The organism is Enterococcus sp. DIV2384 (assembly GCF_050534975.1).
Classification (GTDB): domain Bacteria; phylum Bacillota; class Bacilli; order Lactobacillales; family Enterococcaceae; genus Enterococcus; species Enterococcus faecalis.
Map to the genome: position 1 here is coordinate 2,060,049 of NZ_CP172905.1, position 14,694 is coordinate 2,074,742.

Annotated in this window: 12 protein-coding genes; 1 reads left to right on the forward strand and 11 read right to left on the reverse strand. The window is 39.1% G+C overall.

Annotated features, from left to right (window positions below):
• Positions 1-188: 188 nt before the first annotated feature.
• The gene (locus tag IGK54_RS09870) at positions 189-1,706 is read right to left on the reverse strand and encodes a flavocytochrome c (protein WP_430602944.1); all 1,518 of its coding nucleotides are present in this window, start codon (positions 1,704-1,706) and stop codon (positions 189-191) included.
• A 369-nt stretch (positions 1,707-2,075) separates the two neighbouring features.
• Between IGK54_RS09870 and IGK54_RS09875 the strand changes: the two genes are divergently transcribed.
• A complete protein-coding gene (locus IGK54_RS09875; RefSeq protein WP_142957414.1) occupies positions 2,076-3,491 on the forward strand; it encodes a TrkH family potassium uptake protein in 1,416 nt (471 codons plus the stop codon).
• A 36-nt stretch (positions 3,492-3,527) separates the two neighbouring features.
• Here IGK54_RS09875 and nifJ read toward each other — a convergent pair whose 3' ends face one another.
• The 10 genes from nifJ to sclA all read right to left on the reverse strand — a co-directional run bounded on the left by nifJ (position 3,528) and on the right by sclA (position 14,692).
• Positions 3,528-7,061 carry a pyruvate:ferredoxin (flavodoxin) oxidoreductase gene (gene nifJ / locus IGK54_RS09880; protein WP_010707253.1) on the reverse strand — a complete coding sequence of 1,178 codons (3,534 nt, stop codon included), beginning with the start codon at positions 7,059-7,061 and terminating at the stop codon, positions 3,528-3,530.
• Positions 7,062-7,081: 20 nt separating this feature from the next.
• Entirely contained in the window at positions 7,082-8,500 is a 1,419-nt protein-coding gene (gene gltA, locus IGK54_RS09885) for an NADPH-dependent glutamate synthase (RefSeq protein ID WP_142957418.1), read from the reverse strand.
• Positions 8,493-9,350, reverse strand: a complete 858-nt coding sequence (locus IGK54_RS09890; RefSeq protein ID WP_185938125.1) for a sulfide/dihydroorotate dehydrogenase-like FAD/NAD-binding protein — start codon at positions 9,348-9,350, stop codon at positions 8,493-8,495. The genes gltA and IGK54_RS09890 overlap by 8 nt, the downstream gene beginning before the upstream one ends.
• 37 nt (positions 9,351-9,387) lie before the next feature.
• Positions 9,388-9,852, reverse strand: a complete 465-nt coding sequence (locus IGK54_RS09895) for a flavodoxin (RefSeq protein ID WP_185938117.1) — start codon at positions 9,850-9,852, stop codon at positions 9,388-9,390.
• Between the two features lie 235 nt (positions 9,853-10,087).
• Positions 10,088-10,918 (reverse strand): selenium-dependent molybdenum cofactor biosynthesis protein YqeB, encoded by an 831-nt coding sequence (yqeB, locus tag IGK54_RS09900; RefSeq protein ID WP_185938119.1) that lies wholly within the window; start codon positions 10,916-10,918, stop codon positions 10,088-10,090.
• On the reverse strand, positions 10,882-11,637 hold the full coding sequence (gene yqeC / locus IGK54_RS09905; RefSeq protein ID WP_002384172.1) for a selenium cofactor biosynthesis protein YqeC: 756 nt from the start codon (positions 11,635-11,637) through the stop codon (positions 10,882-10,884). The genes yqeB and yqeC overlap by 37 nt, the downstream gene beginning before the upstream one ends.
• A complete protein-coding gene (locus IGK54_RS09910; protein ID WP_002362598.1) occupies positions 11,625-11,882 on the reverse strand; it encodes a DUF3343 domain-containing protein in 258 nt (85 codons plus the stop codon). Before IGK54_RS09910 ends, yqeC begins: the two co-directional genes overlap by 13 nt.
• A gap of 20 nt (positions 11,883-11,902) precedes the next feature.
• A complete protein-coding gene (yedF, locus tag IGK54_RS09915; RefSeq protein ID WP_002374269.1) occupies positions 11,903-12,490 on the reverse strand; it encodes a sulfurtransferase-like selenium metabolism protein YedF in 588 nt (195 codons plus the stop codon).
• A 15-nt stretch (positions 12,491-12,505) separates the two neighbouring features.
• Complete coding sequence (gene selD, locus IGK54_RS09920; protein ID WP_002379708.1) at positions 12,506-13,528, reverse strand: selenide, water dikinase SelD; 1,023 nt, start codon at positions 13,526-13,528, stop codon at positions 12,506-12,508.
• 15 nt (positions 13,529-13,543) lie between these two features.
• Positions 13,544-14,692 carry a selenocysteine lyase SclA gene (sclA, locus tag IGK54_RS09925; protein ID WP_430602948.1) on the reverse strand — a complete coding sequence of 383 codons (1,149 nt, stop codon included), beginning with the start codon at positions 14,690-14,692 and terminating at the stop codon, positions 13,544-13,546.
• Positions 14,693-14,694 lie beyond the last annotated feature (2 nt).

Sequence of the window (14,694 nt, forward strand, 5' to 3'; positions counted from 1 at the left end):
CTATATTTTCAGCAAAAAAGCAGTATTTTTAGCTAAAATGGTCGTGCATTTTTCTGAAAAAAACAGAATCTACGCCAAAGTCATTTTAGCAGGGCTGTTTATACTCCAACTAATGATCCTGCTAGTATGCAATAAAAAAGCCCGAAATTGTAGTTATTTGACTACAATTTCAGACTTTTTAATGCTAGTTATTTTTGAGCAGAGGAAAATTCTGCTGATTGCGTACCTGCTTGACGACCATAAATGATAATATCGGCGATGGCATTGCCTCCGATACGGTTTTGACCATGTAAGCCACCTGTTAATTCACCAGCAGCATATAGACCTTTAATTGGTGTGCCATCTTCACGTAAAACTTCTGTTTTCGTGTTGATTTTCACGCCACCCATTGTGTGGTGAATCCCTGGTGCAATTTTAATTGCGTAGTAAGGCGCTGTGCTTAAGTCAGCTTCCATTCCAGTTGTCCGGCCAAATTGTTTGTCATCTTTGGCATTAACATCTTGGTTCCAAGTATCAATCGTTGCTTTCAATGTATCGGCAGGCATGCCAATTTTTTCAGCTAATTCTTCAATCGTTTCACCTTTTTCCACGAAACCTTTTTGATCATAGAAATCAATGGCTTTTGCACGGTCGCGAACGCCTTGGTCAAAGACTAAATAAGCTGATTTTTCTGGTAAGGCATTGATTGCTGCAGAAACTTTGTCACGTGTATCTAACTCATTAACAAAACGTTCTCCTTTTTGAGAAGCCAAGATTGCGCCTTCTCCACGAACTGCTTCACCAATTAAGAAAGCATCGCTTTGTTGAACAGTTGGGTGAATTTGAATTTCTTTCATATCTACTAACGCACCGCCAACTTTTTGAATCATTTGGATACCGTCACCTGTTGTGCCTTCTTGGTTCGTTGTAACATAGTTTTTCAATTCTGGTTTGTATTGTGTAATTAATTTTTCGTTGGCACCGAAACCACCTGTTGTGACAACGACTGCTTTTGCTTTAACTGTTTTTTCTTTATCATCTTTCATTTTCACTTTTACGCCATCGATTTGACCGTTTTCTTCAACTAAGTCTGTGACGTCAGCATCAACAAACAATGGAATTTTTTCTTCGCGAACGTTACGTACTAAACCGTCAACTAGATAGCCCCCAATTGCTGATCCGTCAGCAGGACGGTGTGTGCGTTTTTCGCTCATTCCACCTGTAATCGTTAAATTGCTCAATGTAATTCCTTTTGTATCTAACCAATCAATTGCTTCAGCTGAATGATCAACAAAATAACGTAGTAATTCTTGATCGTTGGTTCCTTTACCGCCTTTTAGTGTTTCTTCAAAAAATTTATCGTTGCTATCTTTAATGCCTTCTTTTTCTTGGAATTTTGTTTGTGAAGCATTCATTCCTGAAGACGATTTAATTGTATTCCCACCTGCAACAGGCATTTTTTCTAAAATAACTGGATTCATGCCAGCTTCTTTGGCTTGTAATGCAGCGGTCATCCCCGCACCACCTGAACCAACAATAACAACATCATAACTGTCTTTTAGTTCACTTGGATCTGTATAACCATTAGCAGAGGCACCAGATGTTGCTTCTGTTTTTTCAGAAGACGCTTTTGTTTTACCAGCGGCTTTTTCTTGATCGCTTGTACAACCTGTTGCTGCACCTAATAATAACCCTAGGGAAAGAACTCCCATTAACACTTTTTTCATTGTTTTCCCACCTTATAAACTATTGATTTCTACCAACACAATTTCTTATTTTTCATTTGAATAAAAATAACAGTTTGTTACATAAAGTGAACACATTCACATATCAACCGAAATAAAAAAGCTACCACTACTTTTTAAAGTTGTATCGTTAGACAAACTGACCAATTAGCAATAAGTTGTTTGGGGAACAACCTATTTTTCTATTCTTTCATAAAATATCATGTTCTCGCTTGTTTGTGGATGTTTTCCAATTATTTCTAACGAATTTCTTATTTTTATTTGTCATTTCAAGGATTTTCTGGCAGAATTATTCGTTTGAGGCGAAAAGTTTTGGTATACTTAGTTTAATTAGAATTGGGAGGTTATCTAGTGAACCATACACGTTTGCTGTGGCTGGCACAGCGAAAAAGCGATCGATTTATTCGCAAAAATTTTTCATCTATTCAAATCATCGTCGCTTACTACATATTAATGACGGTTATTTCTTATTTATTGTTTTGCCTCCCTATTTTCAGAGAACCTGACTCGCATGTTCCTTTTATTGATTTATTTTTCTTAGCAATCAGTACAGTCAGTGTTACTGGACTCACCACAGTCGATATTAATTCGGTTTTTAATGATCGTGGGATCGTCTTATTGGAGGTTCTTTTCCAAGTTGGTGGCTTAGGGATTATGATGATTTCAACGGTCTTTTTTATTTTATCAAAACGGCGAATCACATTAAAGCAACGTCAGTTAATTATGACTGACATGAATCAGCCGCGACTGAGCGGAATTGTTCGACTGATCCGCACCACTTTTTTGATTTTAATTTGGTTCCAAGTAATCTTCGGCTCGCTCTTTTCGCTTTATTTTTATATAAGTGGTTATTATACAAACTGGCGAGATGCGATATTTTATGGCTTTTATCAAGCTATTTCTGCAGTGACTAATTCAGGCTTTGATATTTCAGGTGATTCAATTATTCCTTTTGCTCATGATTATCTCTTTTTACTGGCAATTATGTTCTTAATTTTTATCGGCGGAATTGGATTTCCCGTTTTACTGGAAATTCATGAGTGGTTACATTTTAAGAAAAAGAACTTTCGTAAGAAGAAACGAGGCTTGCCTTTCCGCTTCTCATTGTTTAGTAAAATTGCTTTGCTAGCGTTTATTGTTCTGTTTATTGGTGGGACTATTTTGATTTACTTATTAGAAAAAGATCACCTATTTTTGACAATGAATGAAAGTGGCCGTTGGGTAAGTTCGATGTTTTATTCGATGACTACACGAAACGCTGGCCTCCAAATTAATGATTTAGGGGACTTCCAAATTACAACGTTGATTATTTTTTCTGTGTTAATGTTTATTGGTTGTAGTCCTAGTTCTGTTGGTGGTGGTGTTCGAACAACGACTGTTGCGATTATTGGTTTGTATTTGTTAGCTTTTTTAAAAAGTGAAGATGATATTAGCGTCTTTAGCCGTAAAATAGATGACGATGATGTCAAAAAATCGATTGTCGTCTTCATGTTATCTTTGATTATGTGCTTTTTCGCTGTCGTCTTTTTGTCAGCCACTGAAAATCTTCCCTTGATTTCAATCATTGTGGAAGTCGCTTCTGCCTTTGGGACAACCGGTCTTTCTTTGGGCATTACAGACAATTTAACAACAGTAGGTAAATTAATGATTGCCTTATTAATGTTTATTGGACGTATTGGTATGCTTTATACCTTAATGATTTTTGTACCAAAAGAAACACGTGACTTAGGCTACGAATACCCTTCAGAAAAAATTATTATTGGATAAAAAAACAAAGCCTCTCAAGTAAGAGGCTTTGTTTTTTTATTTTTTCATATGTGTGACTAGTTTGTTATAACTTTCAGAGCGTTCAATTGCATCTTCTTTAGTTTTATCAAGTAAATGTTCGACTACTTCTTGATTCTGTTTAATTGTATGCAACGCAGAGTAACGTGTTTGTTTTTCAAGGAAATCACGCATTTTGTCAAAATCTGTTTTCTTGTAGTCAATGACCATCGGATCTTTGCCTTTCTTAACTAACTCTGGATTATAGCGATAAAGTGGCCAATAGCCAGATTCAACGGCTTCTTTGGCTTGATCTAACGTCCGAACCATTCCGCCTTTGACCCCGTGATTAATACATGGGGTATAACCAATGATAATTGATGGGCCTGGGTACCGCTCCGCTTCGTCAATTGCTTTAATCGTTTGCATTGAGTTTGCGCCTAAAGCTACTTGTGCAACGTAGACATTCCCATAAGTGATTGCCATCATCCCTAAATCTTTTTTAGAGGTATGTTTCCCACCCGCTGAGAATTTGGCAATGGCTGAAGCTGGTGTAGCTTTAGATGTTTGTCCGCCTGTATTGGCATACACTTCGTTATCCATAACAAAAATATTAACATCTTCCCCACTAGCAAGAACATGATCGATGCCGCTAAACCCGATATCATAGGCCCAACCATCGCCGCCGACAATCCATTGACTCGTTTTCACTAGTAAATCTTTTTGTTCGTAAATTTTTGTTAAAAGTGGATCTTCATCGGCTTCTTCACTTAATGCCGCCGCTAGTTTGGTGGCTCGCTGTTGTGTTCCTTCCCCTTCAGCCATGTGTTCCAACCAATCATTTAACAAGGCTTGAAGTGAATCTGATCCGACGTTTTTAGCAAGACTTTCTTCAACCAGACTAGCTAAATGTTGACGTTTCGTTCGATTGGCAATATACATACCATAACCATATTCCGCATTATCTTCAAACAGCGAATTACTCCAAGCTGGTCCTTGGCCACATTCGTTCGTTGTATAAGGTGTCACTGGTGACGAACCACCCCAAATTGATGAACAGCCTGTTGCGTTAGCAATCATCATTCGATCACCAAATAGTTGCGTCAACAACTTAATATAAGGTGTTTCGCCACAGCCTTCACAAGCACCTGAAAATTCCATCAATGGCTGGTTAAATTGGGAACCTTTAACAGAAAGTTTTTTGACTGGGTTGGCTTTTTGTTTAAGAGTCATCGCAAAGGCCCAATTCATTGCTTGCTCTTTCTGAGTTTCATAAGGTTTCATTAAAATCGCCTTGTCTTTCACGGGACATGCCTGAACACAAAGACCACAACCTGTACAGTCTTCTAAAGAAACTTGGATACGATACATCAACCCATCTGTGCCACGCATTTCGCGCATGGCAAAACCTGCAGGTGCTTCTTTCAGTTCTTCTTCATCCGCTAAAAACGGTCGAATAGCCGCATGTGGACAAACAAAGGCACATTCATTACACATCGTACACTTATCCATTTGCCACTCAGGCACTTCTAACGCAATGCCACGTTTTTCATAAGCCGCAGTGCCCATAGGAATGGCACCGCCCTTCATTCCGTTTTCAATCAAATCTGAAACGGTCAGCTGATCCCCTTCTTGACGATTGATTGGTTCTAAAATATTTGTCACAAAAGCTGGAGCTTCCGACTCTTGATTTTCTGGTTCTAAAACAATGGTTGCCCAATCTTCTGGAACTACGATTTCTTGCAGCGATTCAAAGGTAGCATCAATCGCTTGGTAATTTTTTTCAACAATTTCCATTGATTTTTTTCCATAAGTCTTTTTCACTTCTTCTTTAAGTAACGGTAAATATTGCTCTTTCGTTAAAATATCTGTTACTTCAAAAAAGGCAGTAGACATCACTGTATTGATCCGACGACCTAAGCCTACTTTGCGAGCTAACTCAACCGCATTGATAATGTAAAATTTGATTTGGTGCTCCCCAATATATTTTTTTAACTTAGCCGGTAATAAACGGTGAACCTTTTCTTGATCCCAAATAGTATTCAGTAAAAACGTTCCGCCATCTTTTAAACCTTTTAACAGGTCGTATTTATGCAAATAGGAAGCATTATGACAAGCGATGAAATCTGCTTGTTCAATTAAATACGTGGAAGTAATTGGCTCTTTACCAAAACGCAGATGCGAAACGGTTAAACCGCCTGATTTTTTAGAATCATAACTAAAGTAAGCTTGTGCATAAAGGTCGGTATGATCTCCGATAATTTTAATCGCTTGCTTGTTTGCTCCCACAGTTCCGTCAGAACCAAAGCCCCAAAATTTTGCTTGGAAGGTAGTATCTGGCGTTAAATCTAAAGTAGGTTCTTCTGGCAATGATTGATAGGTTACATCATCAACGATCCCTACCGTAAAGCGTTGTTTTAATTCTTTAAATGGCAATAACAAATGGTCATAGATCGCTTTAATTTGATTAGGCGCTACGTCTTTAGAACCTAACCCATAACGTCCACCAATCACAATTGGACGATTTTCATGTTGATAGAGAGCGCTTTGAACATCTAGCAATAACGGTTCCCCTTCGGCTCCTGATTCTTTTGTTCGATCTAAAACCGCAACCTTTTCTACTGTAGCTGGTAATTTTTCAAGAAGGTTTTCGGTAGGAAATGGACGATATAAATGAATATTGATAAAACCAACTTTGCGTCCTTGTTGATTGAGATAGTCGACTGTTTGTTTGATTACTGGCGAAGCCGACCCCATTGAAATAATGACTTCTGTTGCATCTTCAACCCCGTAATAATCGGTTAAATCATACGTTGTTCCACGAAGATTGTTAATTTTTTTCATGTATTTTTGAACAATTTTTGGCATTTCTTCGTAATTTTTATTGACTGTTTCTCTTTGTTGAAAATGAATGTCAGGATTTTGAGCGGTCCCTGAAACAGTGGGATGATTAGGATTCATGCCTCCCATTCTAAAACGAGTTACAGCTTCCTGATTCACCATTTCTTTCAGGTCATCATAATCAATCACTTCGATTTTTTGTAGTTCATGGCTCGTTCTAAAACCATCAAAAAAGTTTACAAAAGGTAAACTACCTTCTAAGCTAGCTAAATGAGCAACTGCCGACAAATCCATCACTTCTTGAACACTCGATTCTGCTAACATACAAAAACCAGTTTGGCGGGTAGCCATCACATCGCCATGATCACCAAAAATACTCAACGCACTTGTCGTTACTGCCCGAGCCGCCACGTGGAACACAGAAGGCAGCAATTCTCCTGCGATTTTATACATATTGGGAATCATCAACAGTAAACCTTGTGAAGCAGTATAAGTAGTGGTTAACGCACCTGTTTTTAACGAACCATGAACTACTCCCGCTGCCCCAGCTTCTGATTGCATTTCAATAACTTGAACTTTTTGACCATAAATATTTTTTAAACCACTTTCCGCCCATTCATCTACCAACTCAGCCATTGTTGAACTTGGTGTGATAGGATAAATAGCGGCAACTTCTGTAAACGCATATGAAATATAAGCCGCTGCGGTGTTTCCATCCATTGTTTTTTTCATTTTTTCACCTTTTATCTTTCCTAAACATTGCTTGTGACTGTTGTTTTTTGTGTTTTGACATACTGATCAATTGCATTAGCTGCGATTTTCCCAGCGCCCATCGCTAAAATAACGGTGGCAGCACCTGTGACTATATCGCCCCCAGCAAAAACGCCAGGTATTGAGGTTGCTCCTGTTTTAGGATCAGCTTGAATGTAACCCCATTGGTTTAGTTCTATTTCTGGATATGTTGATAACAAGACTCGATTTGCCCCTTGGCCAATTGCCTCGATTACTGCATCAGCAGGAATGGTAAACGTGCTGTCTGGAACCGGTTCTGGCCGTCGTCTTCCAGACACATCTGGTTCACCTAAAACCATTTTGACACATTCAACACCAGCTAGATTTCCTTGTTGGTCATCTAAATAAGCAATTGGATTCGTTAACCAATAATAGTTAATTCCTTCTTCAAGGGAATGGTGGTATTCTTCAATTCTTGCTGGTAATTCTTCTAACGAACGACGATACACAATGTTCACATTTTCAGCGCCTAATCGTTTGGCTGAACGAGCGGCATCCATTGCAACATTCCCGCCGCCAATCACAACAACATTTTTAGCACGTTTAATCGGTGTATCATATTCTGGAAACTCATAGCTATGCATTAAATTGATTCGTGTTAAAAATTCACTAGAAGAATAAACCCCATTTAAACTAGTTCCTGGGATTCCCATAAAGTTTGGTGCCCCTGCACCAACCGATAGATAACAGGCATCAAACTCTGACATTATTTCTTCCATCGTAATCGTTTTACCTACTACCACATTGGTTTCTATTGTTACACCTAAGGCTTCAATACTCGCAATTTCTTGTTTAACAATTTTTTTCGGTAATCGAAATTCAGGTATGCCATAGGTTAATACGCCGCCAGCTTCATGAAGCGCTTCAAAAATAATTACTTCGTAGCCGAGCTTTGCCAAATCCCCCGCAACTGTTAACCCAGAAGGACCAGAACCGACCACTGCGATTTTCCCTTTTGTTGGTTCCGCTGTTTTTTTAGGAAACATGTGATTTTCTAATGCCCAATCGGCAACTAAACGTTCTAATTTGCCAATTGCCACTGGTTCAAAGTTTTTGGCTTTCCCTAATTTACAAACTTGTTCACATTGTTTCTCTTGCGGACAAACGCGTCCACAAATAGCAGGTAAATTCGTATATTTACTTAAAATATCGGCTGCTTGTTCCATGTTTCCTTCACGAATAGCTAAAATAAATCCAGGAATATCAATCATCACGGGGCATTTAGCAATACAAGGTGCATTTTTACATTGTAAACAACGAACCGCTTCTTCTTGCCCTTCTGCTAATGTATAGCCTAAGCAAACCTCTTCAAAATTACTCTTTCTGATAGTAGGTGCTTGTTCCGCAATCGGTGTTTTTATACGACTTTTTCTAGCCATTTTTCTCCACCTTCTCTTTCAAACGATCTGTAAAGCAAACTGCTTCTTCTTCCTGATATTGCTTCATTCGATTAATGAATTCATCCCAATTTACTTCATTGCCTTTAAACTCAGGTCCATCAACACAGGCAAATTTCATGGTGCCATCAACAGTGACCCGACAACCGCCACACATTCCTGTTCCGTCAATCATAATAGGATTCAAGGAAACATAAATTGGTAATTGATGTTTTTCAGCTGTCAAGGTACAAAATTTCATCATGATGCTGGGCCCAATCGCCCAACTGCACGCTACAGATTCACGTGCAATAACTTCTTCCATCGCTTCTGTTACTAAGCCCTTTTTACCTAATGAACCATCATCCGTTGTAATGATTAGCTCATCTGAATAACGACGGCATTCTTCTTGTAACAGAACTAACTCAGCTGTTCGTGCTCCCAAAATCGTAATCACTCGGTTGCCTGCTTCTTTTAAAGCCTTGATAATTGGATAAATAGCCGCGATACCAACCCCGCCACCGACAACCATCACCGTTCCATATTGCTTCACTTCTGTGGGCATACCTAAAGGTCCAGTGATATCCAACAAAGAGTCTGAAGTTTTAAGTTGGGAAAGTGCAGCTGTTGTCTTACCGATTACTTGGAAAATAATTCGAATACTGCCTGCTTGTGGATTTGTCTCCGCAATCGTTAAAGGGATCCGCTCTCCTTTTTCGTCAATTCTTAAAATAACAAACTGTCCAGCCTGGGCATGTGTCGCTATTCTTGGCGCTTCCAGCCAAAAATCAAATGTATTACTAGATAATTGAGTCGACTGAAGAATATTAAACATTGAAATACCTACCTTCATCATTCCTTTTCATTCTGACTCCTACTTTCTTAAACCTTTAGGTAACGCTATCAGATAAAGTTGTGGCAACACTTTTAACAAATGTTTTTAGCATTTCGATGTCTTCTTCTTCTGCATTGTTTTCAATTTCAACTGTTTCAGCTACTTTTTTAGCACCAGCTTTTTCAAAAGCTCCTACAAAATCATGCGCTGATTTACAGAAAAATTCACCATATTCACGATCACCGGAACCAACAACGCCAAATGGCTTACCTGTTAAATCCTTTTCAGTTAATTCATCAAAGAAATCTTCAAATTCAAAAGGCAGTTCCCCATCACCATAAGTATACGTTGCGATAATACAAGCATCTGCATCATCAAAGAAGTCTACATCAACTTCTGAACACTCTTCACGTTCTACTTCAACTCCAGCTTCTTGAAACTGTTCTTCCAAAATCTCGGAAATTTCTTCTGTGTTTCCAGTCATACTTGCATAAACAATTTTTACTAGTGCCATCTTCATTCATTTCCTTTCTTTTTCCTAAATATTTCAATGCATTCAAATGCAATTGTAACCCCTTACATTAATTCCTAAAAAAATAACTTTTACAAATGATTTTATTCACAAACTAATCTAAATAAGTATGTACTCTTCCCCTTTCGAGATAGAGTATTTTTTACTACGTCTTTACTATACCACATTCCAAACCTTTTTAACAATATTTTTAAGGTAAAAAAAATATTATTTAGGTTCTTTTTTATAAAACGTTTTTCCTTCTTCCAATCATAAAAATTGCTTCTAAAACCGCTCCCCCTAATGCACGAGCTTTGTCGGAGATCGTCAAGCAATCGACTTTCTCAACTGGTCGAGGATCTACATCTGCACACTTCAACCCTTGACAACATGTTACCTTTTCTGAAATCAATCCTCTCAAAGTCCCTGTCAGAGGTGAATAAACTGGAACCTGATCGATAAAGAATAATGCTTCCCCTTTCAACACGAGATCCCCTATGTTTTTAAGGTGGGTAACTTGTCCTGAAGCAGGGGCATGGACAACTCGTTCCGCACTTTTTCCGCCAATTTCACCTGGAATACCTGTATTAGGTAAAGCTGTTCCTTCAAAGTATAAACGTCCCAACCTATGGCCACGCATTGTCTCAATCACAACATCGACATCTTGCGGTGCTGAAAAGCCTGGTCCTAAAGCAATCGTAATCGGTGCCATTCCTCGATGCGTACCTAAATTTTTCTTAGCCAAAATCGCATCGATAACAATCAGTGGTTTCAATTGTTGAATAGCACTTGCTGTTTGATCGACAAAAACAGGCAGCTTATTTTGCTGCCAACATTTCGCGCAATCCTTTAATGAAGTAATTCGAACAGCAACCAAATCTTCCACTCTTTGTTCTTTCTGAAAAATAGCATCACAAACTGAAACAGTCCGCCGAATGGCCAGAGGACATTCTGTTTCTAATACTAGTATTTTAAAGCCAACGTGCCATAATTTTTGGATAACACCTGTCGCTAAATCGCCCCCTCCGCGAACAATCACTAATTTTTCTTGGATGTTTTGACTGATTTCTCCCATAAAATAAGTCCTTTCTCTAATTCCATATTGCAAGCAATAATCTTGTCTAATTTTTCAAAACAGCTTTTGGGTAATTGAAGACAGACATTCATCGCTTGAACGAACTCTCTTCGTGTATGGGTTTGATTTAAACATAAAATTCGTTGGCCTTGGCTCTCTTTAAACAATCCTTTTGGATGAGCAATCAGTTGAGCTAACAATGTTTCTGTGATTGGTTCTTGTAGTTGCGCATCGGTTAATTCCAAAAAAAGCGGCAACCGATGAATGGTCGTTTCATCTATCTTTTGACCAATCACAGAAATCGGAAGCACACCAATTGTGGTGGTTGTTTCTTTTAATATCACGGGTTCATAAGAGGACCAGCCTTTCAAAGGTCGTTGTTTGGACCCATCCGCTTCTAAAAAAACTTTCGTGAAGTGCTGAAACAATGTTTGAAACGAGGTCATTGCAGGCATTGTTAGTTTTGTTTGGTTGTTGATAGCGGTTCCTGCTAAAGTGATTCCGCAGATATTCGGCGTTATTTTTTCAAAATGGTTTGTATAAAAATAATCATACAATTGACGTTGGGGAAACCCAATTTTTGTGGTTGTACTAACCAGAACAGCTTCTTTTCGATATGTTTTTGCTAGCGCCCACATTAAGCTTGTTTTCCCACCACTACCAACAATCGACACAATCTCCTTTCCTTGTAAATCAAAACACTTTTTTAAGGACTCCACAGTTGGTACCTCCTTTCCCCAAGGTCATTTTTCACAGAAAAAATAGAGGCTACGCGTACTTTTGCTTCTTCTAAAAAACATACACTGCGAGTTATTTCCGCTTCATTAATGAGTAAACCGATCCCACAGCCATCCGTCAATGATGGTGGCAAAGTAAAGACGCGAACAGCCACCTTTCTTGTCAACAGTACTTGTTCCGCCTGAACAGCATAATGTGTATTCGGAAAGGTTAGCAAATACTCCATCTTTTCACCTTCTTTTTTTGTTAAAGCGTAATTACTTTAGCCGCTTGATTCATTGTTTCAACAATTTCGTACATATTAGTAATAGAGCCGATGGCTAAGGTGTCTGTTAAATGATAAAAATCTAAACAGGCCCCACACGTTTTAATCGTGGTTCCTTTCTCCGCTAATTGTTGCAAATCAGCTAAGGTATTCGCTGCTTGATTCGTTAAAAACGCCCCTCGATTAAAGAATAATAGCTGTGTAGGAACAGTTTCTGCTTCTGATAATGATTGAAGATAACTTTTCATTAATAGTCGTCCTAGCTGCTCGTCTCCAGTACCTAATTGATCGGAGCCAATCGTAATTACTAAATCTGTTGCTGACTGACTTGTTTGTTGAGTCGCTTCTTCAGGTACCGTAATTTTGACAGAGAAAACCGTGGCTTCTATCTGCTTTGCAGTCAAAGTGGCCTGTTTTTTAGCAGCTAATTTTTTCAAATTTTCAACAGCTACTTCGTTATCGACTAAAACTTCGATAGTGCCTCCAGCTAAACCTAACTCCGCCAAGGCTTTTTTTGTTTCAATCACAGGTATTGGGCAAGGTTTTCCCAACGCATCTACTAATTTCATATTTGGCCCTTCTCTCTATAAAAGTACTACTGCTTGTTGTTCTTTTGGCAGAACCTCGCCAATAATTTTGGCAACAGGGTCCTCTTTTTGAATAGCTGCTAAACAGGCTGCCGCTTCGTCAGCAGCGACACTAATTAACAGTCCGCCAGATGTTTGTGGATCAAACAAAAGTTCTTGCATTTCCATAGAAATTTTTGAATAATCGATTGTCGTTCCGATTGTTTGGCGGTTTCTTTGTCCAGCTGCAGTGACTAAACATTCTCCGGCGTAGGCCAACGCTCCTGTAATGGTTGGTAACGCTTCTGTATCAATCAGTAATGTTACCTGATTATCAGCCATTTCTTTTGCATGAATTAATAGACCAAACCCAGTCACATCAGTACAAGCATGTACTGCGTAAGATCGAGCATTCGCAGCGGCATATTTATTTAAACGTTCCATCGAATCTTGTGCGATTTTTTGTTCCGTCTGCTTCGCCAATTGCCCCCGAACAGCCGCTTGAATAATTCCTACACCTAATGCTTTAGTTAAAATCAAGACATCCCCCACCTGTGGCGTATTATTATGCCACAAATTTTCTGGATGAACTTCTCCAGTTACCGCTAAGCCATACTTGGGTTCATGGTCATAAATCGAATGACCTCCCGCCAGTAAAACGCCCGCTTCCTTTAATTTTAAACTGCCACCCAAGAGCATTTGTTCCAACCATTCTTTTGACATCTTTTGTGGAAAACAAACAAGATTTAGCGCATAAAGGACTGTTCCGCCCATGGCATAGACATCACTTAAAGCATTAGCGACCGCAATTTTTCCAAATGATAACGGATCATTGACCATTGGTGAAAAAAAATCTACCGTTGAAATCAAAGCTTTTTCAGGCGTTATTTGGTAAACCGCGGCGTCGTCGGCATGTTCAAATCCGACGAGTAGCCGCTCATTTGCCGGTGTTTCGGGTAAGTGTTGCAACAATTGGTTCAGTACACGGGATTCAATTTTTGCCCCGCAGCCACCTGATGTACATTGTGATAAAAAATCCATGCTGTCCGCTCCTTCTCAAATTAGTAGTTCTTGTAAAGCGTGAATTGTCCAAGTAATTTCTTCAGGCGTTGTCTGCCAACCAAAGCTAAAACGTAAGGTGCCAGTTGCTAAAGTCCCGGCTGTTTGATGGGCTAATGGTGCACAATGCAAACCTGCGCGCGTCATAATGCCATATTGTTCTGCTAGTTGCTGTGCCACTACTGTTTCTTCCTGATTCCACAGTGTGATAGAAACAACAGGGACAGTTTGTGCCACGTCCTTGGTTCCTAAAATTGTGACAGGTAACCCTGATAAACCATTTAAAAAATTCTGCATTAAGGTTCGCTCATGCTTTTGAATCGCTGCTAAACCAATTTTATTCAACTCTTTAACAGAACTATTTAAGCTTAGAATACCTAAACTGTTTAACGTACCAGCTTCAAATTTATCTGGTAAAAAAGAGGGTTGATCAAAGGAATTAGAATGGCTACCTGTACCGCCCGTTATCAATGGTTTGACCGCTTCAGCCCCTCGCTCACTAAAAGCTAACCCACCAATACCTGCTAATCCATATAAGCTTTTATGTCCAGTAAAGGCTAACACATCAATGGCCATCTGGGTCATTTTTATTGGTAAAAATCCCGCCGTTTGAGCCGCATCCAAAACGGTTAATAATCCTTTCTGTTGAGCCCATTGAAAACATTCTTCAATGGGTAAAATGGTGCCTAAGACATTGGATGCGTGTGTCATCACCAAGGCTTTTGTATTCGTTCGCCAAGCTCGCTGAATATCTTCTACATCTAACAGGCCAGTTTTTTGACAAGCAATATACGTCACTGAAATGCCTCGTTCTTTCTCAAGCAAGTGAAGAGGTCTGGCTACTGCATGATGTTCTAACATAGTCGTAATCACATGGTCGCCAGGTTGTAAAATCCCCGCTAATGCAAGATTTAAGGAAGTTGTTGCGTTATTCGTAAACGTAATCTGAGCCGCACTGGATGCCTGAAAAAAGTCTGCTAACAATTGACGTGTCTCTAAAAGAGCAAGCCCCTCTCTAAGCAAAGGGGCATTTCTTCCGTAATTCATGAACTGATTTTCTGCTAAATAGGCAGTCAAAGCCTCAATGGTTGCTGGAAATTTTTTATAGGAAGTCGCTGCATAATTTAAATAAACCAAGTCCTTCATAC